The organism is Selenomonas oralis, assembly GCF_051603425.1.
In the GTDB taxonomy this organism is placed as follows: Bacteria; Bacillota; Negativicutes; order Selenomonadales; family Selenomonadaceae; genus Selenomonas; species Selenomonas sputigena_A.
The window spans coordinates 1,076,915-1,100,420 of the sequence record NZ_CP194411.1 but is presented as its reverse complement, the minus strand read 5'-3'; the positions used below and the strand labels follow the sequence as shown (position 1 = coordinate 1,100,420).

The 23,506-nt window shown below is 56.6% G+C and carries 21 protein-coding genes, 1 other RNA gene and 1 pseudogene; 8 read left to right on the top strand and 15 right to left on the bottom strand.

The window, feature by feature from the left end:
* Positions 1-67 precede the first annotated feature (67 nt).
* The 5 genes from ACRTGH_RS05190 to ppk1 all read left to right on the top strand — a co-directional run bounded on the left by ACRTGH_RS05190 (position 68) and on the right by ppk1 (position 5,394).
* Positions 68-547: a hypothetical protein gene (locus ACRTGH_RS05190; RefSeq protein WP_368847926.1), complete on the top strand. Its 480-nt coding sequence runs from the start codon at positions 68-70 to the stop codon at positions 545-547.
* 22 nt (positions 548-569) lie between these two features.
* Positions 570-1,088: a hypothetical protein gene (locus ACRTGH_RS05185; protein WP_368847925.1), complete on the top strand. Its 519-nt coding sequence runs from the start codon at positions 570-572 to the stop codon at positions 1,086-1,088.
* A gap of 30 nt (positions 1,089-1,118) precedes the next feature.
* Positions 1,119-1,613 carry a hypothetical protein gene (locus tag ACRTGH_RS05180; protein ID WP_368847924.1) on the top strand — a complete coding sequence of 165 codons (495 nt, stop codon included), beginning with the start codon at positions 1,119-1,121 and terminating at the stop codon, positions 1,611-1,613.
* A 175-nt stretch (positions 1,614-1,788) separates the two neighbouring features.
* Positions 1,789-3,327 carry a Ppx/GppA phosphatase family protein gene (locus ACRTGH_RS05175; RefSeq protein WP_368847923.1) on the top strand — a complete coding sequence of 513 codons (1,539 nt, stop codon included), beginning with the start codon at positions 1,789-1,791 and terminating at the stop codon, positions 3,325-3,327.
* A gap of 12 nt (positions 3,328-3,339) precedes the next feature.
* Complete coding sequence (gene ppk1 / locus ACRTGH_RS05170) at positions 3,340-5,394, top strand: polyphosphate kinase 1 (RefSeq protein ID WP_368847922.1); 2,055 nt, start codon at positions 3,340-3,342, stop codon at positions 5,392-5,394.
* A gap of 119 nt (positions 5,395-5,513) precedes the next feature.
* Here the strand turns inward: ppk1 and ACRTGH_RS05165 are convergent, their stop codons facing one another.
* From ACRTGH_RS05165 to ffs, 7 genes are all read right to left on the bottom strand, one after another.
* Complete coding sequence (locus ACRTGH_RS05165; protein ID WP_368847921.1) at positions 5,514-6,842, bottom strand: zinc ribbon domain-containing protein; 1,329 nt, start codon at positions 6,840-6,842, stop codon at positions 5,514-5,516.
* Between the two features lie 49 nt (positions 6,843-6,891).
* Positions 6,892-8,085 carry an MFS transporter gene (locus ACRTGH_RS05160; protein ID WP_368847933.1) on the bottom strand — a complete coding sequence of 398 codons (1,194 nt, stop codon included), beginning with the start codon at positions 8,083-8,085 and terminating at the stop codon, positions 6,892-6,894.
* A 70-nt stretch (positions 8,086-8,155) separates the two neighbouring features.
* The gene (locus ACRTGH_RS05155; RefSeq protein WP_368847920.1) at positions 8,156-8,398 is read right to left on the bottom strand and encodes a pro-sigmaK processing inhibitor BofA family protein; all 243 of its coding nucleotides are present in this window, start codon (positions 8,396-8,398) and stop codon (positions 8,156-8,158) included.
* Positions 8,399-8,400: 2 nt separating this feature from the next.
* Positions 8,401-9,006, bottom strand: coding sequence for a recombination mediator RecR (gene recR, locus ACRTGH_RS05150; RefSeq protein WP_368847919.1), 606 nt, complete (start codon positions 9,004-9,006; stop codon positions 8,401-8,403).
* Position 9,007: 1 nt separating this feature from the next.
* Complete coding sequence (locus ACRTGH_RS05145) at positions 9,008-9,343, bottom strand: YbaB/EbfC family nucleoid-associated protein (protein ID WP_368847918.1); 336 nt, start codon at positions 9,341-9,343, stop codon at positions 9,008-9,010.
* A gap of 94 nt (positions 9,344-9,437) precedes the next feature.
* Entirely contained in the window at positions 9,438-11,486 is a 2,049-nt protein-coding gene (gene dnaX, locus ACRTGH_RS05140) for a DNA polymerase III subunit gamma/tau (RefSeq protein WP_368847917.1), read from the bottom strand.
* Between the two features lie 160 nt (positions 11,487-11,646).
* An RNA gene (gene ffs / locus ACRTGH_RS05135) (signal recognition particle sRNA small type) lies at positions 11,647-11,746 on the bottom strand.
* Between the two features lie 254 nt (positions 11,747-12,000).
* On the opposite strand from ffs, the gene ACRTGH_RS05130 reads away from it, so the two are divergent.
* The 3 genes from ACRTGH_RS05130 to ACRTGH_RS05120 all read left to right on the top strand — a co-directional run bounded on the left by ACRTGH_RS05130 (position 12,001) and on the right by ACRTGH_RS05120 (position 15,895).
* A complete protein-coding gene (locus ACRTGH_RS05130) occupies positions 12,001-12,774 on the top strand; it encodes a DeoR/GlpR family DNA-binding transcription regulator (RefSeq protein ID WP_368847916.1) in 774 nt (257 codons plus the stop codon).
* Between the two features lie 104 nt (positions 12,775-12,878).
* Complete coding sequence (locus ACRTGH_RS05125) at positions 12,879-14,897, top strand: LTA synthase family protein (RefSeq protein ID WP_368847915.1); 2,019 nt, start codon at positions 12,879-12,881, stop codon at positions 14,895-14,897.
* A complete protein-coding gene (locus tag ACRTGH_RS05120) occupies positions 14,894-15,895 on the top strand; it encodes a radical SAM protein (RefSeq protein WP_368847914.1) in 1,002 nt (333 codons plus the stop codon). Before ACRTGH_RS05125 ends, ACRTGH_RS05120 begins: the two co-directional genes overlap by 4 nt.
* An 18-nt stretch (positions 15,896-15,913) precedes the next feature.
* Here ACRTGH_RS05120 and ACRTGH_RS05115 read toward each other — a convergent pair whose 3' ends face one another.
* From ACRTGH_RS05115 to ACRTGH_RS05080, 8 genes and pseudogenes are all read right to left on the bottom strand, one after another.
* Complete coding sequence (locus tag ACRTGH_RS05115; RefSeq protein ID WP_368847913.1) at positions 15,914-16,213, bottom strand: helix-turn-helix domain-containing protein; 300 nt, start codon at positions 16,211-16,213, stop codon at positions 15,914-15,916.
* 122 nt (positions 16,214-16,335) lie between these two features.
* Positions 16,336-16,716 carry an 8-amino-7-oxononanoate synthase gene (locus tag ACRTGH_RS05110; protein WP_368847912.1) on the bottom strand — a complete coding sequence of 127 codons (381 nt, stop codon included), beginning with the start codon at positions 16,714-16,716 and terminating at the stop codon, positions 16,336-16,338.
* Between the two features lie 135 nt (positions 16,717-16,851).
* Positions 16,852-17,679 carry a DeoR/GlpR family DNA-binding transcription regulator gene (locus ACRTGH_RS05105; protein ID WP_368847911.1) on the bottom strand — a complete coding sequence of 276 codons (828 nt, stop codon included), beginning with the start codon at positions 17,677-17,679 and terminating at the stop codon, positions 16,852-16,854.
* A 1-nt stretch (position 17,680) separates the two neighbouring features.
* Positions 17,681-18,583, bottom strand: a pseudogene (locus ACRTGH_RS05100) (ribokinase).
* Positions 18,584-18,612: 29 nt separating this feature from the next.
* Positions 18,613-19,572: an ABC transporter permease gene (locus ACRTGH_RS05095; RefSeq protein WP_368847910.1), complete on the bottom strand. Its 960-nt coding sequence runs from the start codon at positions 19,570-19,572 to the stop codon at positions 18,613-18,615.
* A gap of 1 nt (position 19,573) precedes the next feature.
* Positions 19,574-21,073, bottom strand: coding sequence for a sugar ABC transporter ATP-binding protein (locus ACRTGH_RS05090; protein WP_368847909.1), 1,500 nt, complete (start codon positions 21,071-21,073; stop codon positions 19,574-19,576).
* Between the two features lie 63 nt (positions 21,074-21,136).
* Positions 21,137-22,231 carry a sugar ABC transporter substrate-binding protein gene (locus ACRTGH_RS05085; RefSeq protein ID WP_368847908.1) on the bottom strand — a complete coding sequence of 365 codons (1,095 nt, stop codon included), beginning with the start codon at positions 22,229-22,231 and terminating at the stop codon, positions 21,137-21,139.
* Positions 22,232-22,287: 56 nt separating this feature from the next.
* Positions 22,288-23,214: a sugar phosphate isomerase/epimerase family protein gene (locus tag ACRTGH_RS05080; protein WP_368847907.1), complete on the bottom strand. Its 927-nt coding sequence runs from the start codon at positions 23,212-23,214 to the stop codon at positions 22,288-22,290.
* Between the last annotated feature and the right edge of the window lie 292 nt (positions 23,215-23,506).

The window sequence follows — 23,506 nt, the reverse complement described above, 5'->3', positions numbered from 1 at the left end:
AGGATTTTTTAGCAGGAAATTAGAATTATATGAATAAAACATCATATTTACTAAGGAGGAGAAAAAGATGAAAACAAAAATGATCATGCTTGCTGCCGCGATCTTTCTTTTAATCGCACAGGTTTGTTTTGCTGCACCGACAAAAAGCGTGCCAAAAGAAGACCTGACAATCGGAGGAATTTCTTTTGGTTCGAGCGAGGAATATGTAATCAGCGTATATGGAGAACCGGACAGCGTTTCCTATTACCAGGGAAAATTCTACGAGCCTCAGCATCTAAAGACGCTGCATTACGGGACAACTTTTACTATAGACATTGATGAAGATGATCATAACGTATATAAAATTAAAAGTACGGGGGATAACGGATTAAAGACGCCATTGGGGTTCACCGTAGGTTCTGACATATCCGCTGTAAAAGATCATTATAAGAATCGCTGCCGCGTTTTTAAAGATGGCGTGCGCATTCTATCCGATGGCCTCTATATGCTGTTCGGGATTGATAGAGATGGGATCATAACAGAAATCTCTATATATCCTGAAATCTAATAAAGCAAAGGAGGCGCACATTATGGGGAGCAAAAAGAATTCTACTAGAATATCTCCTTATGGTTCCGCAAATATTTTTAACGGCATTATTGAAATAGGCTCCTCTCTTATAGATGTAGGAAAAGAAGTAATTACTTCTCCTCAGGAAAGATATAAAAGAGTACAAGAATTAAATAAATCGACTGAAGAACAAATGAACGAATCTGTAAAGGAATATGAGAGAACTTATTTTATCCTAAGCAATGAAATAGCGAACTTAGAGAGAATTACTGAGGAATTGCGTTCCTTCTTTGAAGATCTGGGGATTCCTATAACGACTGACAATCATAAAATCGAAAAAACAAACCAACAAGCTGTTAGCGTAGAGGATAATATAGCAGCTGAATCCATTCTTAAAGGTACAGCCGTAGGTTCATTAGCTTCCGGTTCTGCCGTCCTTCTGGCGAGTTCCTTTGGTACGGCAGGAACCGGCGCCGCCATATCCAGCCTCTCTGGAATATACGCGATACTTGAAATAAAAAGAAGTTCTTCTCTCCCCTAAGCATACGGTGTCGAATTTATAGACAAACCCGTGCGCAGCGTCGTGTTATCAGCTAAGATCATTAGTCTCAAAAAACGGTTGGAGGGCTATGAGAAAATCCTGCAAGAAGCAAAAGAAAACAGAGAATTAATCGGTATACTTGAAGAAGAATTCACGACTGCCCAACATTCCTTCGCGGATTTTATGAACAACATAAATACACGCATGCAGAGCACAATAAAGAAAGATACGAGAACTCTTATAGAAGAGATTTTCGACAATCTAGAATTTACGCCTCTCGCTATCGCTGAAATTTTGGATGAAAAAACCTTCGACAAAAGAGTGTATAAATTGCTGAAAACCATAAACAATGGTGATCCTTTATCTAACGGGATCAGAAAACAGCCATTTAATGAATGGAAGATTGAAAAACTATTCGAATATCGCTACAGCAAAACAGGAAGAATGTATATGCAGGAACGAGGCGACGGAAAAAAGAATTTGGTATACTGCCTCGACTATAACCATAAAAAGCATTACGGATGATCAAGAGAGGCGTAAATCACGCCTCTCTTGATGATTTTGTGAACGTCAATGAAAAGTCGTTCTTTGTGAAATATTCAAGCACACCATCGGGCGCTTTATGTTAAAATAGAAAGAACCCGCCGTTTTCGGCGTATTTCCGCTTATATCCCGCGGAAGAGAAAGGGGGCAGCCTGTCATGAAAAAGCGGTTCCTTTACGGCGTCGTGCATGTCGGCTCCGTGCATACAAGCCTCATCATCGTTTCTTTCGCCTCGATGGAGGATGTCGAAATCATCGAGCGCGTGCGCAAGGCAACGGGGTTCGGCGAGGAAGTGTTCCGCAGCGGCCGCCTTTCTTTTTCTTCTCTCAGCGAGCTTTGCCATATCTTGGAGGGCTATCGTCGTCTGCTCGCGGACTACGGTGTGGAAAAGGTCTTTGCCATCGGCACATCGGTGCTTCGGGAAGCGGAAAACCGGCTCGGCATTCTCGACCGGATCCGGATCCGCACGGGCTTCGATGTCGAGGTGGCCGATATGACGCAGGAAATCTACTATAAGTTTTTCGCTCTGTCGCACGAGCTTCTCGAAAATGCGGAAAACTTCGGCGACAAGCCCGTACTTCTGCTGGACATCACCTCAGGCGGCCTAGGTCTGACGGGCTGGCAGGCGGGGCGGCTCCTCTTCCAGCAAAACGTCGCCAGCGGCAGCCTGCGCATCCTCGAGCATTTCAGCGAAAAGGAGCGCGAGGATCTGCTATTTCCCGCCGCCGTGCGCGACTACATCCATGCGGCTCTTTCGCCGCTCTGGCCGAGCATCGAGCATTACGGCATACGCCACCTCGTGCTCTCCGGCCTCGAGGCGCGAACCGTGGCTTCCCTCCTCGCCCCCGGGCAGGAAGGCTCCTATGCCTTTCTCGCGCCCGAGGAATTTTTAGGTTTCGTCGATTCCTTCGGCCCCATGACGCCGCAAAAGCTCATGCAGCGCTGCAAGATTCCCGAGAGCCGCGCCAATCTCCTCCTGCCGACGATCCTGCTCTACGACGAGGTCGTGCGCTCCACGCGGGTCAAGGGACTCTTCCTCATGGGAACGACTTTCCTGCAGAGCTACAGCGCTTACCAAGGCGCACGGATGGCGCAGCTTCCGTGCCTCGCGGAACAGGAGGGCCGCACGCTGCAGCTCGCGCGCACGACGGCGGAAAAGTACGGCTCGACGCCGGAGCACTGCAAGCGTGTGGAGGATGCCGCCGCGCAGCTTTTCCGCGCGCTCGAAAGCGAACACGGCCTCAAGCCGCGCTCGCTCCTCCTGCTGCGCCTCGCCGCCATCCTGCATGAAACGGGCAAGTTCATCAATCTGCGCCATTACAGCCGTTATTCCTATGAAATCATCCTCGGTACAGACTTTTTCGGCGTTTCCGAAAAGGAAAAGGAAATCGTCGCCAACATCGCCTATTACTACAACAGCGCAAATCCCGGCCGCAAGGACAATCCCTATGCGCTTCTCGCACACGAGCAGAAAATCATCATGCTCAAGCTCTGCGCCATCCTGCGCCTGGCCGATGCGCTCGATCAGGGGCACAGCGGCAAGATCGCGCGCTTTTCTGCGAGACTGGAAAAGGAGGAGCTCCGCGTCGCTTATGTGACCGAGTACGACATACCGCTGATCCGGTGGACATTCCGGCGCGCCGCCGACCTCTTCCGCGAGGTGTTCGGCATCGCGCCTCTGCTCGAAAAAGCCTGAGGAGGGACTAGCATGGATCCCATGAAAAGAGCTTACTACCTGAACCGCGAAACATCCTGGCTGAGCTTCAACCGGCGCGTCCTGAAAGAATCCACGGGCAAGGACAATCCGCTGCTCGAGCGCCTGCGCTTCATCGCCATTGCCTGCTCAAACCTCGACGAATTCTTCATGATCCGCGTCGCGGGCATCAAGCACCTCATCGAAAGCGGCATCGAGCATCGCGACATCGCCGGAATGCGTCCCACAGAGCAGATGCATGCCATCTCGACACAGGCACACCGCCAGCAGCAGGACATCTATCGCTGCCTCGCCCTCGTCCTCAAGGAGCTCAAGGAGCACGGCATCCGTTTCCTGCGCCCCGGCGAGCTGGAAGGCGAGCAGGCGCTTTGGCTCACCGGGCTCTTCGAGCGCGAAATCTATCCCGTCGTCACACCGATGGCCGTCGACCCCGCGCATCCCTTCCCCTTCCTCGCCAGCCGCAGCCTGAATCTCGCCGTCCTGCTCCGCCGCGCGGGCGAGCAGGAGACGCGCCTCGCCATCCTTCCCGTTCCCGCGCCCGTCATCCATCGCCTGCTGCGCCTCCCCGGCGGTACGGCGTTCCTGCTCCTCGAGGACGTTCTGGCGCACTTTGCCGGGCGCTTCTTCACGGGCTACGAGATTTTGGATGTCGTGCCCTTCCGAATTACGCGCGACGCCGACCTCGACATCCGCGACGACGTGGAGGATCTGCTGGCCGAGGTGGAAAAATCGCTGGAAAAGCGGCGCAAGGGCGCAGCCGTGCGCCTTGAGATCTCGGCCGCCTGCCCTGCGTCCATCCTCGAATTCCTCAAGGAGGAGCTCGCCATCGAGGATATGGACGTCTACACCGCCAAGGGGCCGCTCGGCGCCTCCTTCTTCGCCGACCTCGCCAATCTCGAAGGCTTCGACGCCCTGCGCTATCCGCGCTTTTCGCCGCGTCCCTCCCTGGATCTCGCCGCGCGCCGAGCGGCGGACATCTGGCAGGCCATCGCCGCAGCGGACATTCTCGTGCATCATCCCTTCGAATCCTTCGACACCGTGGAGCGCTTCATCCAGCAGGCAGCCGCCGATACGAAGGTGCTCGCCATCAAGCAGACGCTCTACCGCGTCGAGCGCGGCTCCCCCATCATCGCCGCCCTGGCCGAAGCCGCGAAAAACGGCAAGCAGGTCACGGTTCTCATGGAAGTGAAAGCGCGCTTTGACGAAGAGAACAACATCCTCATGGCACGCCGCCTCGAAGAAGCCGGCTGCCATGTCATCTACGGCATCCTCGGCCTCAAGACCCATTCGAAGATCACGATGGTCATCCGCCGTGAGGAGGAGGGCATCCGCCGCTACTGCCATATCGCAACGGGCAATTACAACGGCTCGACGGCCAGGGTCTATACCGATGTCGGCATCTTCACCGCCGACACCCTGACCGGCGTCGACGCTTCGGCTTTCTTCAACTTCCTCTCGGGCTTCTCCGACCCGCCCGTCTGGAACCGCCTCGCCGTCGCCCCGCTGACCCTGCGCGAACGCATCACGGCGAGCATCGAGCAGGAAATCGTGCGCGCTAAAAAAGGGGAAAAGGCTTATATCGCGGCGAAGATGAACTCGCTTCTCGACCGCTTCATCATCGCCAAACTCTACGAAGCCTCCGCCGCCGGCGTCAAGATCGATCTCATCGTGCGCGGCATCTGCGTCCTGCGCCCCGGCCTCAAAGAGGTCAGCGAGAACATCCGCGTGCGCAGCATCGTCGGCCGCTTCTTGGAGCACAGCCGCATCTTCTACTTCTATAACGGCGGGCAGGAAGACGTCTTCATCTCCTCCGCCGACTGGATGCCGCGAAATCTCAACAACCGCGTCGAGCTCATGCTGCCCGTCCGCGCCAAGCCCTTGAAAAAGCGCCTGCTCGCCATCCTGCGGACCTACCTCAAGGACAACACGCGCGCCTATCTCATGCGCTCCGACGGCGCCTACCGCCGCGCCAAACGCGCGAAGGGCGAAAAGCCCGCAGCCGCGCAGCCGACTCTGGAGCAGGCTGCCGCAGCAGGAAAGCCTGTGTGAACACGGCGAAGAGAACCCTACAGACCGCCTCCGCCCCCTTGCCTTTAACAAAGTACAAGTACATCAACGCGGCAGCAAAAAAGCCGTGGGAAGCGAACTCGCTTGTCCCACGGCTTTTTTTATATCCCGCCTGCTGTCAGGCGAGCTTTTTCTTCCTGGAAATGGCTTTTGAAGGCCGCATATTCTTTTTGGATGTCGTCGTCCATGGCGCGGGCTTCGGCTTCCTTCTTGCTCGCGTTCGTATAATATCGGTTGAACTGGAGGTGCGCCGCCTGGCTCTTGAGCTCGCAGTAGGTCAGAGCATGGGCGAGGACGTTGTCGAGCTCGGCCTTGATGTCTTCCGCCCCGGCGGGAGCCGCAATGCCCTTGAGCTCGTTGCGGAAAGCCTGCCTTGTGTTCTTCGCGCGGTCGACCGTACGGAAGTAATCCGCCCAGATGATGTCGTTCTTGTAGGATGAATTCATGATGTCGTTCAGATCGGTCTTGGCGCTTTCATAGCGATTGATCAGCTCTTCCATCTTGCTGAAAAAAGCGTTCATTGCGGCGAGGCGCTCGCTCTTTTCTTTTTCCACGCGCTTCCTTTCTTCCTCAGCCTTTCTCTCGGCCGAGACGAAAAGAGCCAACTGCTGCGGCACGCTGGACAGCTCTGCGGCTGCGACGAAGTTTGCACCCTGCACCTGAATTTTCGCGCCGAGGTCGCTGCGCGCGGCGATGTCCTCGCGTATGGTCTTGATCATCTCGTCCGCCTGCGCATCGAGCGGATTGGCGAGCACGGTCATGATTTCATCCACGAGCGCGCTTTCCTTCTGCAGCAGGGAAATCGTATCGGCATGTTGGGTTTCGTACCCCTTGAACGGCGTACGCTTGGCGAAGTCCTTCGCCGTGTCGTCGAAAGAGTTTTTCCGCGCCTGTAGTTTTTGACGCACATTGTTTGCCGCCGCGCCCTTGAGCTTTTCGGCGCGCACCTCAGAGCCGAGCAGCCCGTCGATTTCTCCGACGGCATTGGCTGCCAGACTGTACTGCTTGATGTAGTTTCCCTCGTTCATGTAGTTGAAGTAATAGTACGAACCGCCGCCCGCCGCCAACAGGATGAGTAGGACGATGACAGCCGCCCAGAGGCGCATGTCCTGCAAAACAGAGCGCTGTGCGCCTCCGGACGCGCCGCCCTGCCAGGCGGGCGGCTGCGGCTGTGCCGCCATAGGAGCGGCCGACGGCCGGGGAAAATGCCCCGTCTGCTGCGGCTGCACCGGCGGCATCATGGTTGTCGCATCGCTCACGCCGTCGCTTTTTCTCGCACCGCAGGCGCCGCAAAAGGCAGCGTCCTGCGGGTTCTGCCCGCCGCAGCGGGGGCAGGCCCAGCCCACAGGCTGCAGGGACGCACCGCATTCCGGGCAAAAGGCCGCGCCTTTTCTTACGGCGACGCCGCATACACAACAATGCTGCTCCATGCTGTTCCTCCTTTGCAGGATATCTTTCTCATCTTCACTTCATATAAATTTATATTCGGCTTCCGCCGCGTTTTCCCTGCCTGCGCCAAAGAGCATAAAAAGTGGCGGCAAAAAGGAGGACGGCAGGCGAGAGCAAGCCGTAAAGGAAGTCGTAGCCGAAACGGGCGGCGACGAGGCCGAGGAAGGCGGCGGCAAGGCCGACGCTGATGTCGAGCGCCCAGAAGTAGGTCGCTGTCGCAAGGCCTGCACGCGCAGGCGGCACGCTTGCAACAGCGAGCGTCTGAAAGGCGGGGCTGACAGCACCGAAACCCGCGCCGAGCACAGCCGCCGAGAGGAGGAAGAGCGCCTGGCTGTTCGCCGTGCCGAAGAGCAGGAAGCCTGCGAGGAAGAGCGCCAAACCCGGATACACCGTATAATCCGAGCCTTTTTTATCGAAGAGACGCCCGACGAAGGGACGTGTGAGGACGATGACGAGCGCAAATACGGCGAAGAAGAGGCTCACGCTCGCTTCAAGGCCGATGCTGCGCGCATAAAGGGGAATGAAGGTCAGGACGCCGCCGTAGGCGAAAAAAACAAGCCCGCCGAGCGCGGCCATCGGCAAGGCACGCCGCTCGACGAGCGAGAAGCGGGCGCCTCCTTCCTTTTTCTTCTCCGGCCGGACAAGAGCCTCGTCGAGCGTCCTGCGGTTGGCGAGCCAGACGGTCAGGAGTGCGCTGCCTGCAAGGCACAGGAACATGGCGAGCGTGCCGAACGAGCGTATGACGAGGAGCCCTACGAGGGGGCCGACGACCATCGCGAGGTTCGTCGAAAGAGCGAAGTAGCCGATGCCCGTCCCCTTTTTCGCGGCGGGCAGGACGAGCGCGGCGAGCGTCGCAGCCGCCGTCGTGCCAAGTGCGAACTGGATGCCGTGCAGGAGGCGCAGCCCATAGAGCGCCTCTTCCGTATGTGCGAAGCAGAAAGCGGCCATGATGGCGAAGAAGGCCAGCGTCGCGCCGAGCATAAGCCGCCCCTTGTGGACGCTGTCAATCAGCCGGCCCGCCAGCGGGCGGCAGCAGACGGTGCCGATCTGGAAGAAGGTCATGGCCATCCCGGCCTCCAGCTCCCCGCCGCCCATGTCGTCCATGATATAGATGGGAAGGCCGACGATGAGGATGTACTGCGACATGAACTGAAAGAAGTTCGCGCCGCTGAGACCAAGAAATTCCGCTGTCCAAAGCTTTTCTCCCGCTTGGGGCGGAAGCATTTTTTCGTTGTCCAATCTTGTTCCTTCTTTAGAAAATCCTGCCGTTTCGCGTAACGGCTGAACATGTCGTTTACAGATAGCTCCACGCAAGCACGAGGAGGACGCCGGGGATGCCGAAGATGCCGGCAAGCAGCGCCGTCAGGATGTTGATCGTCACCTTGAAGCCGAGGAACTTGACGATGGCCAGAAGAACCGCGCCGACGACGCTGTTGACGATGAATTTTTTCAGCAGCCGAAACGGCAGGGCGAGGATCTTCGCGAGAATGCAGAGGAGGAGCAGGCCGATGGCCAGCGCCGCAATGATGTCAAGCATGATTATATTTCCTTCCTGTTTTCCAGCGCCTTGGAAAGGGTGACTTCGTCGGCGTATTCGAGATCGCCGCCGATGGGCAGGCCATGGGCGATCCGTGTGACCTTGAGGCCCGCGGGCTTCAAGAGACGCGCCAGATACATGGCCGTCGCCTCGCCTTCAACGGTGGGATTCGTCGCCATGATGATTTCCTCCACCTGCTCGCCCCGTCCTCCCTCAAGCCTTTTCAGAAGCTCCTTGACGCGGATATTCTCGGGGCCGATGCCTTGGAGCGGTGACAGTGCGCCGTGCAGCACATGGTAAAGGCCCTTGTAATCCTTCATGCGCTCAATGGCGGCGACATCCTGCGGCTGCTCGACGACGCAGATCTTCGTGCCGTCGCGCTTTGCGGAGGCGCAAATGGCGCAGGGATCCGCATCCGAGAGGTTGCAGCAGAGGCTGCAGAAGCCGATCTTCTCGCGCGCCTCGACGATGGCGGCGGCAAGCGCTTTTGCCTTCGCCGCATCCATGTCCAGGATGTGATAAGCAAGACGCACTGCCGTCTTGGAGCCAATGCCCGGCAGTGCGCGAAAGTGCTCGATCAATTTTGCCAGAGGTGCGATGTACTGCATCTCAGAACATGCCCGGCGGCAGGCCGAGGCCGCCCGTGAGCTTGCCCATCTCGCTCGCCATCATGTCGTCAACCTTTTTGACGGCTTCGTTGAAGGCGGCGGACAGAAGATCCTGCAGCATCTCGACATCCTCGGGGTCGACGGCCGCCGGGTCGATATGGAGCGACTGCACTTCCTTTTCGCCGTTCATGACGATCTTGACGGCGCCGCCGCCCGCCGACACGTCGACGGTCTTTTTCTTGAGATCCTCCTGCATTTTCTTCATCTCATTCTGGATCTTCTGGACCTTCTTCATCATGCCGGCCATATTGCCCATGTTGCCCATTCCACCAAACATTGCGTTTCTCCTTTCAAAAGCGGAAAAAGGTTCTTCACTTTCCCCGCTGTCTGTTCGATTTCCTTTTAATTATAGCCGTAAAGCGTTCTGCCGGTCAACTGTTTTCCTCCGGCTCGGGCGCGTCCTCATCGCCCGGCGGCGGTGCTTCATAGGCCTCAGGCGGCGGCGCGGCCGTCGCTTCGGGCGGCGCGGCGGCAGCCTTGCCGAACGGCGGCGCAGCGGCAGACGACGGCGAAGGCGCAGCCCCCGGCGGCGGTGCAGGCGCAGACGGCGCACCGGCCCTGTCTTTCCTGCCGCTTTCATCGGTCACGAGGCGGCCTTTGGCGGCCAATGCCTCGATGCGCTCCTCTTCCGGGAGATCGACGATATCCCCGCCGAAAATGTTGACGGCATTCTGCAGGACCCGACGCTCGTCGGGGGAGAGTTCCGCCTCGTCGATTTCCAGCCGCTTGGGTGCGGGATGGAGCGGTTGAAGGGCGTCAAGCGCCGGTTTCTTCTTCGGCTTCGGTGCAGGCGGGGGCGCCGGCTTGTCCTGCGGCTTGATGCAGGACAAGGTAAGCGCTTCGCCCGAAAGCTCGGCCAAAATCTTTTCGATGGCCTCACGGTAATCGGCGCGTGCCGTGCGTTCCGCGAGAAAGGGGCTATTGAAGCGCAGGTAGAACACCCCGTCCGCAAGGCCCGCGAAGGAAGCGCCGTTGATGCAGGCGAGCACGGGCGCGCGCTTCGCCTCCTGGAGGCGTTGGAGCAGCGCCTTATGAAGCGCCTCGCCCTCGGGCGTAAGCGGCACGGCCGGCCCTGTCTCCGCAGACAGCGCCGGCGCGCCCGCCCTAGCGGCAGGAGCCGGGCGCACCGCCCCGCCCGCCGCCGAGGCGGTACGCCGCGGCGCGGGTGCAGCCGCCGAAGGGCGCGCCTCCACCACCGCCTTCAAGGCGGCAAGCTCCGCCTCAAGACGCGCGATGCGCGCCGTCTCTGCCGAAGCTTGCCCTGCGGAAACAGGAGCCGCCTCTGTCCCGGAAGAAGCGGCCCTCGTTTCTCCATCGGACAAGCGGCCTTCTTCCCCCGTCCCGCAACAGAGGGAGAGCAGCGCAACCTCTAATGTGATGCGGGGCTGTGGCGTCCAGCGCAGCTCCGCCATCGCTCCGTGCAGGCGGCCGATCATCTGCATCAGCTGCTCCTGGCTGAAGCTTCCTTTCTGCTCCTCCAGCGCCTCGCGCCTGTCGCCGTAGAGATCGAGCCCTGCGACTTCGCCTGCCGCCTGATAGAGCATGAGGCTCCTGAGATGCAGGACGAGCTCGGCGAGCACCTGCATCGCCTCCTTGCCATCCGCCAGGAGATCGGCGACCGTATCGAAGATCTCGCCCTTCGCCTTCTCTGCGATGGCTTTCGTCAGGCGGTAGATCGGCGCGTGTCCCACAAGACCGAGGATTTCACCGACGCGCTCCGCCGTCACACCGTCCTCGGAGAGACTCGAGCATTGGTCGAGCAGCGACAGCGCATCCCGCATGCCGCCGTCCGCCTGCAAAGCGATGAGATGAAGCGCCTCCTCGTCGCAGGGAATCTTCATTTCCTGCGCCACATGAGCGAGCCTCCCTACGATTTCCTCCACCGTAATGCGGCGGAAATCAAAGCGCTGGCAGCGCGACTGTATCGTCGCGGGCACCTTGTGCGGCTCCGTCGTCGCCAGGATGAACACGACATGCGCGGGCGGCTCCTCCAGCGTTTTCAGAAGCGCGTTGAACGCCTCCGTCGTCAGCATATGCACCTCGTCGATGATGTAGATCTTGTAGCGGCCCTCGGCGGGCGTGAACTTCACCTTCTCGCGCAGATCGCGCATCTCGTCGATGCCGCGGTTCGAAGCCGCGTCTATTTCAAAGACGTCGAGCGAAGTGCCGTCCGCGATCTTCCTGCAGTTGGTACATGTCCCGCACGGCTCGGGCGTCGGGCCCTGCTCACAGTTCAGGGACTTCGCGAGAATCTTCGCCGTGCTCGTCTTGCCCGTGCCGCGCGGCCCCGAAAAGAGGTAGGCATGACTGAGCCTGCCTAGGGTAATCGCCCGGGAAAGCGTCTTCGATATCGCTTCCTGCCCCACGAGTTCCCCGAAGCTCCCCGGCCGCCATTGGCGATAAAGCGCGATATAAGCCATATGAACTCCCTCCTTGCCCAGCGGCAATCCCCGTACGCAAGCCTTTCAGACAGGCGCATGACCCGCGCCCTGCCCGTGTGCATCAGACAAAAATATCGCTGCTGTACAAAGCAGGCGCTCCGCACAGCAGCGACAATTTCTCTTTTCCAGTTCGGGACACAGCTCCCAGGCACCCTCGCGGCACATGAAGCGATTCGCTTACCGCTGCTTCCTTCCGGACCTGACGGGGTTCACGAGACTCCATTGCGCAAGACCAAGGCGCTGCGCCCCGAACTGAAAAAGATTTCCTCCCGGAGGAGCAAAGCTCGTCGATCACGGCTTCCGCCGCATCGTCGCCCCTAAGTTTAGCATACTTCGCCGGAATCCGTCAACCGGTCGGCAGCATCATCCGCCTCCCTTTGCCGGGCGTTTTCGGCATCCGAATCTATAGGAAAAATATAGGACTTGAAAAAATATCTCTTTTCAGTTAGAATTGGAGAAAATGCGATGAATCAATAATAACGGAGGCGATACTATGTTTCTTGTGGAACGCCACGATGCCATTCTCGATATCCTGGCACGCGACGGCAAGGTTCGTGTCAAAGACCTCAGCGAGCGTTTTCATGTGACAGAGGACTGCATACGCAAGGATCTCGGTGCGCTCGAAAAGCAGGGGAGGCTCAAGCGCACCTACGGCGGCGCGGTCATCCGGCGCGAGAATCCGCATACCATCGAGGTCAGCAAGCACCGCGACATCGACGTGGAGGCGAAGCGCCGCATTGCGCGCGCGGCTCTGCACCTCGTCCATGAGCACGACATGGTATTTCTCGACATCTCGACGAGCAATCTCGCCGTCGCGGAACTGCTGGTGCACGACGAGCGCGAGCTGACCATCGTCACGAACATGATCGACATCCTCTCGATCCTCGCACAGAACCCGAAGATCCGCGTCGTCTTTGCCGGCGGTGTCATCAATAAGAGCCGCGACGGCTTTTGGGGCGGCATGACCCTCGACTTCATCTCGCGCCTGAAGCCCGACATCGCCTTTCTCGGCGCCGTCGGCGTCGATGTGAAGGAAAACAGCGTCTCGACCTATGACATCGAGGACGGCATCAACAAGGCCGCCATCATCCGCGTTTCCAAGCGCGCCTACGTCGTCGCCGAGGCGAGGAAGCTCAGCTCAGACGGCAACTACAACTACGTCACGCTCGACACCCTCTCCGGCCTGATCACCGACTCGCAGCCCGCGCCCGACATCTGCCAGGCTGCCGAGGACTACGGCGTGGACATCATCGTGCCGGAGGAGTAAGGGCGCGCGGCGCCGAACATCGGCCTGCGGAACGCCGCCCGCACCTTTGGACCGCGAACTGCCTCGGCCGCAAGAATCCATCGACCACAGGAGCGTCAAGCCTCATGCAGCCATTTTCTTCCCGCCTGCTTGATTGGCAGGGATTTTATACCTTCATGAACAGAGGGCTCAGGGTATTTCTTTTCTACCTTGCAGTCCTCTCTTTCTGTCGCCTTTTTTTCATCTTCTGGCTGCACGACTACATGGGCGGCGGCGTCGGCGCTCCCGATATCGCGCTCGCCGTCTGGCGCGGCCTGCGCCTCAGCTGCCAGACGGCAGGGCTTCTGACGCTCGCCTCGCTCCTCCCTGCCGCCTTCTTCCGCCTCGCCTATCCGCCGCTCGAACGCCTTGCCTGGCGCGCGACGGCCGCTGTTTCCCTCACGGTGCTTTCCGTCCTCTACGCTGCCAGCTTCCCCTACTACCGCCAGTTCCACTCGGGCTTCCACCAGCTCCTCTTCAATACAGCGAACGATGACGCCTTCGCCCTTTTCGTCTCGCTCGTGCAGGAATTCCAACTGCCCCTGCGCCTTTTGGGCGCATTCCTCATGGCATGGCTCCTCTGCCGCGCTCTTTTCTTCCTGCTCGACCGCATCCCCGCGCCTTCTTTGCCCGAAAGGGGACGCTTCGTAAGGATCCTCTCCCGCGCCGCCTTCCTCGGCGGTCTTTACGTCGTATCCCTGCTCGTGCTCTTCGGCGGCAGCCTCCGCTGGCAGACAGCCGTCGACTGGGAAAACGCCGGCGTCACGAAAGACCATTTCCTCAACGAGACCATCCTCGACAACTTCCAGGCCGTCTACCGCGCCTATACGATGAACAGCCGCCTCCGTGCCTGCAACGGGCTCGACTTCACCACGGACGAAATACGCCGCCTCGCAGCGCTTCACGCCGGACGGCCTGCGGACAGCGACGACCTCGACGTCTACCTCGTGCGCGAGGCAAAGGGCGCACAGATCGACAAGCCGCGCCAGATCTTTCTCATCATCTCGGAAAGCTATGCGAACTGGCCGCTTCTCAAAAAATACGAAGATCTCCATATCGCCGATCCCATGAAGGAAATCCTCGCCGAACCTGATACAGCCTACTGCGACGCATTCCTGCCGAACGGCCCGAGCACCGTTGCCGCCGTCACGGGCATCGTCACAGGGTTTGCCGACGCCAACCTCTACCTGACGACCATGCCCGAATCGTTCGCCGCCCCCTACCCGACGGCAGCCGCTCCCGCACTCCAACGCCTCGGCTACGAAACGAGCTTCTGGTACGCCGGGCCTGCGACCTGGGAACGCATCGAAGCCTTCTCTCGAGCGCAGGGCTTCGATCGTTTCTACAGCCGCGGCGACCTCGCAGCGGATGCGGACAAGGGAAGCGTATGGGGCATCGACGACGAATTCCTCTACGCCGAAGCGCTTTCACGCATCGATCCCGCTGTGCCGAGCTTCAACATCCTCCTGAACGTCTCAAACCATTCGCCCTACACCGTCGATCTCGCGGCCAAGGGATTTCCAGCCGAAAAAGTGCGCGCCGCGCTCCCGCCAAAAGCGCAGGAAGACGACGACCTGCTAAAGGAGCTGGGACATTACTGGTACGCCTCACGCGAGCTCGCCGCCTTCATCCGCGCGGCAAAAAAGAAATTCCCGGACAGCCTCTTCCTCATCGTCGGCGACCATGCCGACCGCTACAACATCGAAAAGACGCCGACGCTCTACGAACGCTATGGCGTTCCCTTCATCCTCACGGGCAAGGGCGTGCGTCCGGAACTGCTGCCTGCCGACGCGGCCGGAAGCCAGATCGACATCGTGCCGACGCTCCTTGAGCTGATCGCCCCCGCCGGCTTCCGCTACGAAGCCGTCGGCAGGAGCCTCACCTGCGGCAACCGCTGCGGCGTGAACTACGGCTTTTGGATCACGCACGACGCCATCGGCAGAACGGACACTGTGCCGCTCGCAGGAGAACCCATCAAAGAGCGCAGCGGCGACCTGGACGAAGAGGCACTGCAGGACTACATCAACGCCGTGCGTGCCATATCATGGTGGCGTCCGAAGTACGGGCCGCTGCTCGACGCGGCAAAGCTCGAGGGACGCGAATGAGAACCGCGAAGCAGGAAAATGCCGGAAGCCTCCCGCCCGCGCAAAAAAGCCGTGCAGCAAAGAACTGCACGGCAAAAAACCTGGGCAAAGACCTCGCGCCGCTCGCCGCCTGCCGCCTCTGTCCGCGCAGCTGCGGCGCGAACCGCCTGCAGGATGCGCGTGGCTTCTGCGGCGGGGGCAGATACGCGCGCGTCGCGCTCGTATCGCTCCACCCGTGGGAAGAGCCGTGTCTCGCGGGCGAAAAGGGCGCGGGCACCGTCTTCTTCTCGGGCTGCAATATGCGCTGCGCCTTTTGCCAGAACCACGAAATCAGCCGGGAAAACTTTGGTATCACCGTCACGGAAGAGCGCCTTGCCGAAATCTTCCTGGAACAGGAAGCGCGCGGTGCGGCGACGCTCGACCTCGTGACCCCGACGCACTTCGCCCCCCAGATCACCGCCGCGCTCCGCCTCGCCAAGGCGCAGGGGCTGAAGCTCCCCGTCGTCTACAACTCCTCCGCCTATGAGACCATTGATACCATTGACCTCATGGCGGGACTCGTCGACATTTTCCTGCCCGACCTCAAATACATGGAGGAAGAAACGGCGCTCCGCTACAGCGCCGCCCCCGACTACTTCAAGACGGCGAGCGCCGCCATCCGCCGCATGCGCGAGATCGCGGGCCGTCCCGTCTTCGATGATACCAATCGTATGCAGCGCGGCGTCCTCGTACGCCACCTCGTTCTGCCGGGACGGCGCAAGGAAAGCATGAAGATCCTCGACTGGCTCTGGCAGAACTTCTCTGATACCATTTACATCAGCCTCATGAACCAATACACGCCTATAGGCGACCTCTCAAAAGTCCCCGAACTCAAGCGCCGCCTCACGACGTTCGAGTACGAAAGCGTCGTCGACCATGCGCGCAGTCTCGGCATCGAAAACTGCTACATCCAGCAAGGCGGCACCGTCTCCGCCTCCTTCGTGCCGCACTTCGACGGACGATGGGTGGAAAGATACTGAAAAAGAAGCCATGGCGGCTCACATCTGTGCCGCCATGGCTTCTTTGGGAAATCGTGCAATCGTTCTCAGATATGAGGCTGCAGTGACATCCATCTGCCTGCGTCCCTGTTCCCAATTTTGCAGCATAGCCAACGGAATCCCGAAAGCTCGCGAAAACTCTTGCTGTGACATAGCCAAACTCTTGCGCACTTCCTGTGGCTGGATGCGATACACGACTGTCTTTTTCAGACCATGCACCGAAGCTCCCTGCGCATCCAGCAACGCTTCCTGCAATCCTGCCAAAATCTCACTTGCTGCACCCGACATCATCTGCCCCATGCTGCCTCTCCTTCCTCTGAAAAATCGCTTTCATCTCTTCCACGATACTTCTGAACGCTCTTTTCTCATCTTCGCTCAAGTCCACCTGAACATTTTTGGGGTAGGCAATGGGGATACGATTTTCAATTTCTATTGTTTCTCAGCGTCTTCCACATGGTATCATAGACCGCCATGTAGTGTGCATATCTCTCTGGAACGCCGTCAAAATCTCCGCCGAGTCGGAAAAAGGCACCGCCGTCGATCGACAGAAACACACCGTCTTCGCTCGCTTTGTACAAGTATTGCGCCGTGTTCTGCAGCTCATCGCCGTGCACGAACTTCACCATCCCGCGATAGCTGGTGGCATTGCCTGTCGGAACCCGCTCTTTCTCCAGGGTTTCCGTCACGACGTAGATGTCCTTGCCGTCATAGGATGTTGCCCAGACATCTTGGGCAAAGGTCTGCGGCATCCATAAGACTTGGGCAAACAGGGCAAAAACGACGGCCAGAAAAATCCGTTTCATGCAAACGCCTCCTTTACTGTACATCTCTCATATAATCTATTATCGACACTTCCAGGCAACGGCATAATCCTTCCCTCACTCGTGCGTGATGCCTGGATGCGTCATCTGCTCGGGAGCTTCAATGGACAAAAGGAATCAAACAACGAAATACTGTTTGCAATCTTTCAGGCAGTCGTTCTCCTCATCGGTAATGAGGACGGCGTCGCTTAAATCGAAGGCTTTGCAGAAGCTTGTCATCCCTGCTTTGGAAGCATCCGCTAAGACATAAGCGTCTTTTGAGCGCTCGTGCACGATGGTCTTTTTCATCGCCTCACGCGCATCCGGCGTGCTGACGCCGCCGAGCAAACTGTAGCCGCTCGCCCCGAGAAAGGCCTTATCGAAATACATGGAGCGCAGCATCATTTCTGCCGCCGAACCGACAACAGAGCCCAGTTGTTTGTTGATTTCTCCGCCCAAGGTTATGAGCGTTGCTGCCGAATCCAACAATTCATCCACAGCCTTCGTATTCGATGTGACAACCGTGATCTTTTTCTTTCGTAAATATTTTGCCATATAGAGCACACTTGTTCCCGAGTCAAGATAAATGACATCTCCCGTTGCCACAAGGGATGCGGCATATCGGGCAATGCGCTGCTTCCGATCGCTGTTGAGAAGCTGCTTCGTTTCCAAGGGTGTGTCATAAGCTCCACGCTTCAGTTTAACAGCGCCGCCGCGCAGGGCACTGATCATACCTTCTTCCGCCAATCGCCTCACATCACGACGCACGGTTGAAATCGAGATGCCGAGGAGTTCAGCCAACTGTTCGACGTAGAGAAGCTCCGTCTTCTCCAACGCCGCAATGATCTTTTGTTTTCTCACATAGGGAATCAATTCTCCGTCACCCACTTTATTGGCGTGCTGCAAACAAAACTGGTTTCCATTATACCATACACCTTGTTGAATGACGATTTTTTTCTGTTTCATGCTATCTCAGCTGTTCACGCGTCGGCATGGACGGCTGCGCCCCAATTCCTGTGACCGTTAGTGCCGCTGCCTCCGCCGCAAAACGAGCTGCACTGAAGCAATCCTCTCCTTCCAGTAGACGGACGCTGAACGCTCCAATATAAGAATCCCCTGCGCCTGTGGACTCGATCGCCTCCACCTTTTTCGCCGGGATGAATTCCAGCCGCTGTCCGTCATAGATGACGCTGCCCTGAACGCCCAAGGTTATGATGACGAGACGGCCGCATTTCGCATGAAGCGCCTCGATCTACTGCTCAGCTGAGGCTCGGTCGCGTATTTCTGCGCCGCAATAATACGACGCTTCTACCTCATTTACGACGAGGCAGTCGACCTTTTTCAAGACGCTGCTATCAATAGGCGCCGCTGGTGCAGCATTGAGTACGATGAAGCATTTTTCTGCCGCAGCAATTTCAATGGCGTATTCAAGCACCCCGCGTGGAATTTCCATCTGGAAAACCGCAATTTTGCTGCGCTTTAGGAGATCGCGCACCGCCTCTATATCGTCCCGAGTCAGAGCATAATTCGCGCCCCTGGCCAGTGTTGCAGCAACCGTCCCGTCCTCAAGGGCATGGACAACCGCGAATCCGGAGCCTCCCTCCCGTTCAAGCAAGTACCGGGTTTCTACACCATACTTCTCCAGCGAATCCCGCAGGAACGATCCCATCGCATCATTTCCCACGGCACCGACCATATAGGTCTGCGCCCCGAGCTTCGCGCACTGCACCGCTTGGTTCGCCCCTTTGCCGCCGCCCGCGGTCTGCACGGAATCCGCCGTATAGGTCTCCCCGGGGGAAGGCAGGCGCTCCTGCTTGAAAACAATGTCGTAATTAAGGCTGCCTATGACTGTAATCAACTGCTCTTTCACTGTCATATTCCTCCTGCATCACCAAACCATCAATGCGTGCCCTTGATCTTGTTCTGCAACACTTCAAAATAGGCCGCCACGACGATGATTCCGCCCGTCGCTATATATTGCCAAAAAGCGTCTACTCCGACGACGACAAGCCCAACCTTGAGCGCAGAGAGAAGGAATGCTCCCAAAAGCGTGCCGATAATTGTTCCCTTGCCGCCCGCAAGGCTCGTCCCGCCGATTGCCGCCGCCGCAATGGCATTGAGCTCGTAGCCCTGTCCTGCTGCCGGCTCACCCGTACCGAGACGCGCCAACATAACCATGCCTGCAAGAGCCGCACCGACGCCGCAGAGCCCATAGGTCATCAGCTTGTTGAAATCGACACTCACGCCCGAGAGCCGGGTCGCTTCTTCGTTGCTGCCGATAGCATAGACATAATTTCCAAACCTCGTGGACTTGATGAGAATATGCGTAATAAACGCAAAAATCAACAAAATCAAAATCGAGATGCGAAAAATTGAAAAGAAATCCCCGTCAAGCATCGTGCGGAATTCCTGCGGGATGTTCAGCACCGGCCAGCCGCTCGTGATGATGTAGGCAAAACCGCGATAGACACTCATCGTGCCGAGCGTGGCAATGAAAGGCTGCAACTTCAGTCTTGTGATGAGGAAGCCATTGAACGAACCAAGGGCAAATCCCAGAATGATGCCGACAATCGTCGCCGAAATCGGATCCATCCCCTGCTCTGTTAAAAGCCGCCCTACGAGAACAATGACGATCGCCATGACCGAACCCACAGAAAGATCGATGCCACCCGTCACGATGACGAAAGTCATGCCGATGGCAATCAAGCCGTTGATCGTACTCTGGTCAACGATGTCGATCAGATTCGCCATCGTAAAATAGTGCTCATCTATCGCAGAAAAAACCACCATGACCGCGATCAAAGCCACGAATACCCCGATCTCACGCCCCATGGTTTGAAAAATTTTTCCTTTTGCCACGTTAACTTCCTCCTCCCATTGCGCAGGAAATGACCCGTTCCTCACTCAGTTCCCCACGCTGCAGCTCCGCCATGATCCTGCCCTCGCGCATGACGATGACGCGGTCGCTCATGCCGATGATCTCCGGCATTTCTGAGGACACCATGAGGATGGACTTGCCTTCTGCCAGAAGTTCCTCCATCAGGCGATAGATTTCCGCCTTGGCTCCAACATCCACGCCTTTTGTCGGTTCATCAAAAATGATGATATTCGAATGCGTGCTCAGCCATTTGGCAATAACCACCTTCTGTTGATTGCCGCCGCTTAATTTTTCCGTATCGTAATACGGGTCAGCCGGATGCAGGTGAATCTGCTCGATATAATGCTCACAATTCTTGATTTTCTGCTTCACATTAACAAAACCAAACTTACAGAAATTTTTGAGCGATGCCAGCCCCACGTTGTCCGCATTATTCATCATGCGAACAAAACCCTGCGTCTTGCGATTTTCCGGAATCAAGGCGATGCCGCAGGAGAGCGCGTCACGCGGATTCTTGATATGAACGGGCTTTCCTCCTACAAAGACTTCCCCGGCCGTTTTTTGATCGGCGCCAAAAATCGTTCGCATGACATCCGTGCGCTTTGAGCCGACCAAGCCGGAAAACCCGAGCAATTCCCCACGATGAAGCTGAAAACTGATATTCGAAAATACGTTGTCACGACAAAGATTCTTCACCTCGAGCACAACCTCCGACTGTGCGCAGGAAGGCTGGTTACGCACGGCAAAAGCAGCGACGTCTCGCCCGACCATGCTCTGGATCAAAGCTTCCTTGGTAATGGAAGCAATCTCATACGTCCCAATATATTTTCCATCCCGCAGAACCGTCGTGCGATCAACGATCGCAAAAACCTCGTTGATGCGATGCGTAACATAAAGGATGGTCATGCCTGCTTTCTTGAGCTCTGCGACAACGTCGAAAAAGGTCTCCACTTCATGCTCCGAAAGTGCCGCCGTAGGCTCGTCGAACGAAATGACCTGCGCCTTGTGGAAAAGTGCCTTAGCAATGGCCAGCATCTGCATTTCGCCGGTGCTCAAAAGCCCTGCCGAATCCCGGCTACGGAACTTGCAGTGAAGCCGTTCCAAAATCTCATCCGTATGCTTGTATAAAGCGTCATAATCGACAAACGGTCCTTTTTGCGGCTCGTAGCCAAGGGCGATATTCTGCCCGACAGTGAGTGCCGAAATCACGCTGACTTCCTGATGAACCTTTGCGATGCCGCGTTTCAGTCCCTCCTGCACCGATGCGAAATGCACTTTTTCCCCTTCGATGAAAACCTCGCCCTCATAATCCGGGTACACCCCGTGCAGAATATTGAGCAATGTGGATTTTCCTGCGCCGTTTTCCCCCATCAGGGCATGGATTTCTCCTTTACGGATGGAAAACGAAATGTCGTCGAGCACCTTATTGCCCGAAAAAGATTTTCCGACCTGCCGAAATTCAATCATTTCTTGTTTTTCCATATCCTCCCCCCCTTTTTATAAAGGGACAAGACCACTGCGGCCTTGTCCCTTTGAATTATCCGTTCATTCAAATTTCGGCGCTGTCCAATGGATGATTTCTTCCGCCGGCGTATTGACATTCGTCGCATCGATCAAAGCCTGCGGCGTCCAAATGACGCGCGGCATCTTTTCTCCGGCGAGAATACGCATAGCCACCTCAACTGCGACCTGACCTTTATATTTCGGGAAGGAATCAATCGTCGCAGAAAGCCCACCCTTTCGGATGGAATCATAGGCTTCGCCGATTCCATCGACACCAACGACGAGAATATCCTTGTTCGCCTCTTTGACGGCCTCGACAACACCGAGCGCCATCGTATCATTATTGCAGAAAATCGCTTTCAAATCCGGATGTTTCTTGATCCAGGTTGCCGCAAGATCCTTGGATTTTGCACGATCCCAATCCGCATTTTGCTTCTCGACGATCTGGATGCCCGGCGCATTCTCCTTCATCCAGTTTTCAAAGCCTGCCGTTCTCTGGCGAGCGGCAAAGGCCTTCGGCATACCAATGACGATCGCCACCTTGCCGGACTTATCGAGCTTCTGTGCAATCCACTCCGCAGCAAGCTCCCCGTTCTGTATGGCACGCGGGCCAACGTAATTCGGAGCAATCGCGATGATGCCGTCGTTGACATTGATGGTCGGGATGTTCGCCTTCTGCGCCATCTCAACGCCCGGAATCAGATTACCGTCGGAAATAGGGGAGAGCAGCAAGGCGCTGTACTTCTTGTTGATCATATCCTTGACGATAGAGAACTGTCCCTGCTCATCACCCTCGCTCTGCGCAGACTTTACATCGATCGTGACCTTGTAGCCATGCTGTGCGAAATCTGCTGCGCCGAGTTCCATACCCTCTTTCAAGGTGCGCCAATACTCGTTTTCAAAGGATTTTGCCACCGCACCGAGCTTGATTTCGCCATCCTTTTTGGCGATTTTCCCATAATCGCTGCGCAGTTTTGCAAAATCAATGGCATCCTTCTCTTCATCGGGATTGAAGTTCTGCGCCTGCTCCTTCGTCTCCTGCTTCTTATCCGCTCCCTTGTCGCCTCCGCAGCCGGTCAAAAGCAGCGCCAAAGACATGACAAGCGCCGTCAAAAGCACCCAGAATCTCTTGCTCATCGTTTTACCCTCCAATTCAGCCCGGGTAAGCGCTGATAAATTCGATCAGCGCTTCCTCAAAAACAATCACAAATCATTTTCTGCACTTCAATCGCGTCGTTTGTTTGAATAACCCTTGTCATCTCCTCCATTCCGATGCGTTCTACCAACTTCTCCAGCTTGCCCATCATGCGAATGTTTGCCTGAACTTCCTGCATGGCATCCTCACGCACAGGGAAAGTATCAAAATAGACAACGCCGTCATAGCGATAGCGTTTCAAATAATAGATGAACTCCAACGTCTGTATGAAGTTGACCATGCCGATCATCAGACCGTCATCATTGAACTTCGCTCCATCATTCAGGTGAACGCCATACAGCTTGCCGCGCTCACCCAGATACGCCGCACTGAACGCCGGGTTCTCGTTCTTCATAAGCATATGGCAAAAATCCAACGTAATACCCAGATTATCGCGCCCAACATCGTGCAGCATGGACATCGTGCTTCCCCAGCTTGAAATCAGGGAATAAACACGCGGCTGAAACGGCTTGTATTCAATGCTGATCCGCAAATCTCTACCATAGTCGCAAACCTCGCGAAACGCCTGCTCCGTCTGCTTCCACGCTTTGACATAATCCATCTGGAACGAATAGTCGTAGCCATCGTAACCAAGCCAGATGGTGACGACTTCGCCGCCCAAATCGCGGCAAACATCAACCGCTTCCTTGCACAAATCCAACGCCTTCGCAGCGACCGCGGCATCCGCATTCCCCAGCTCTCCGCGGATGAACTCATCACGGAAACGAAGCGCCACTCCATTGAGTTTCAAACCGTTCCGTGCGAGCAATTCCCGCATATTCTTGATGTCAATGCCTTCGAAATGTTCTGGATAATTTAAATCCACAAAATCCAGTCCCTCTACTTTTCCCATGAGATCTAGGATTTCTTCCACATTCCTAACCGTGTTGGATTTGAATGAGTTGATTCTGGTAGCAAATTTCACGTCACTCACTCCTCTTGATTACTTCTGTTTAGTTTTTATTTTCTGTATTTATTATAGTGTTTATTTCAAAATAAATCAATAGTTTTCAAAAAAAATTATATAATATCATTTATATTCAAGTTTGTTTTAAAGAAGGGCTCTTCTCACGAAAAACCGTTGAAGCAACACCTGCTCTCTGCCTGAAAAGAAGAGCCGCCGCACAAGAGCAATGCAATGCTGCCTTGTGCGACGGCTCTTCTTTTCAGGTTCGAACATCGGTAAGCTGCTTAACACGGCCTTTCCCTATATTCCC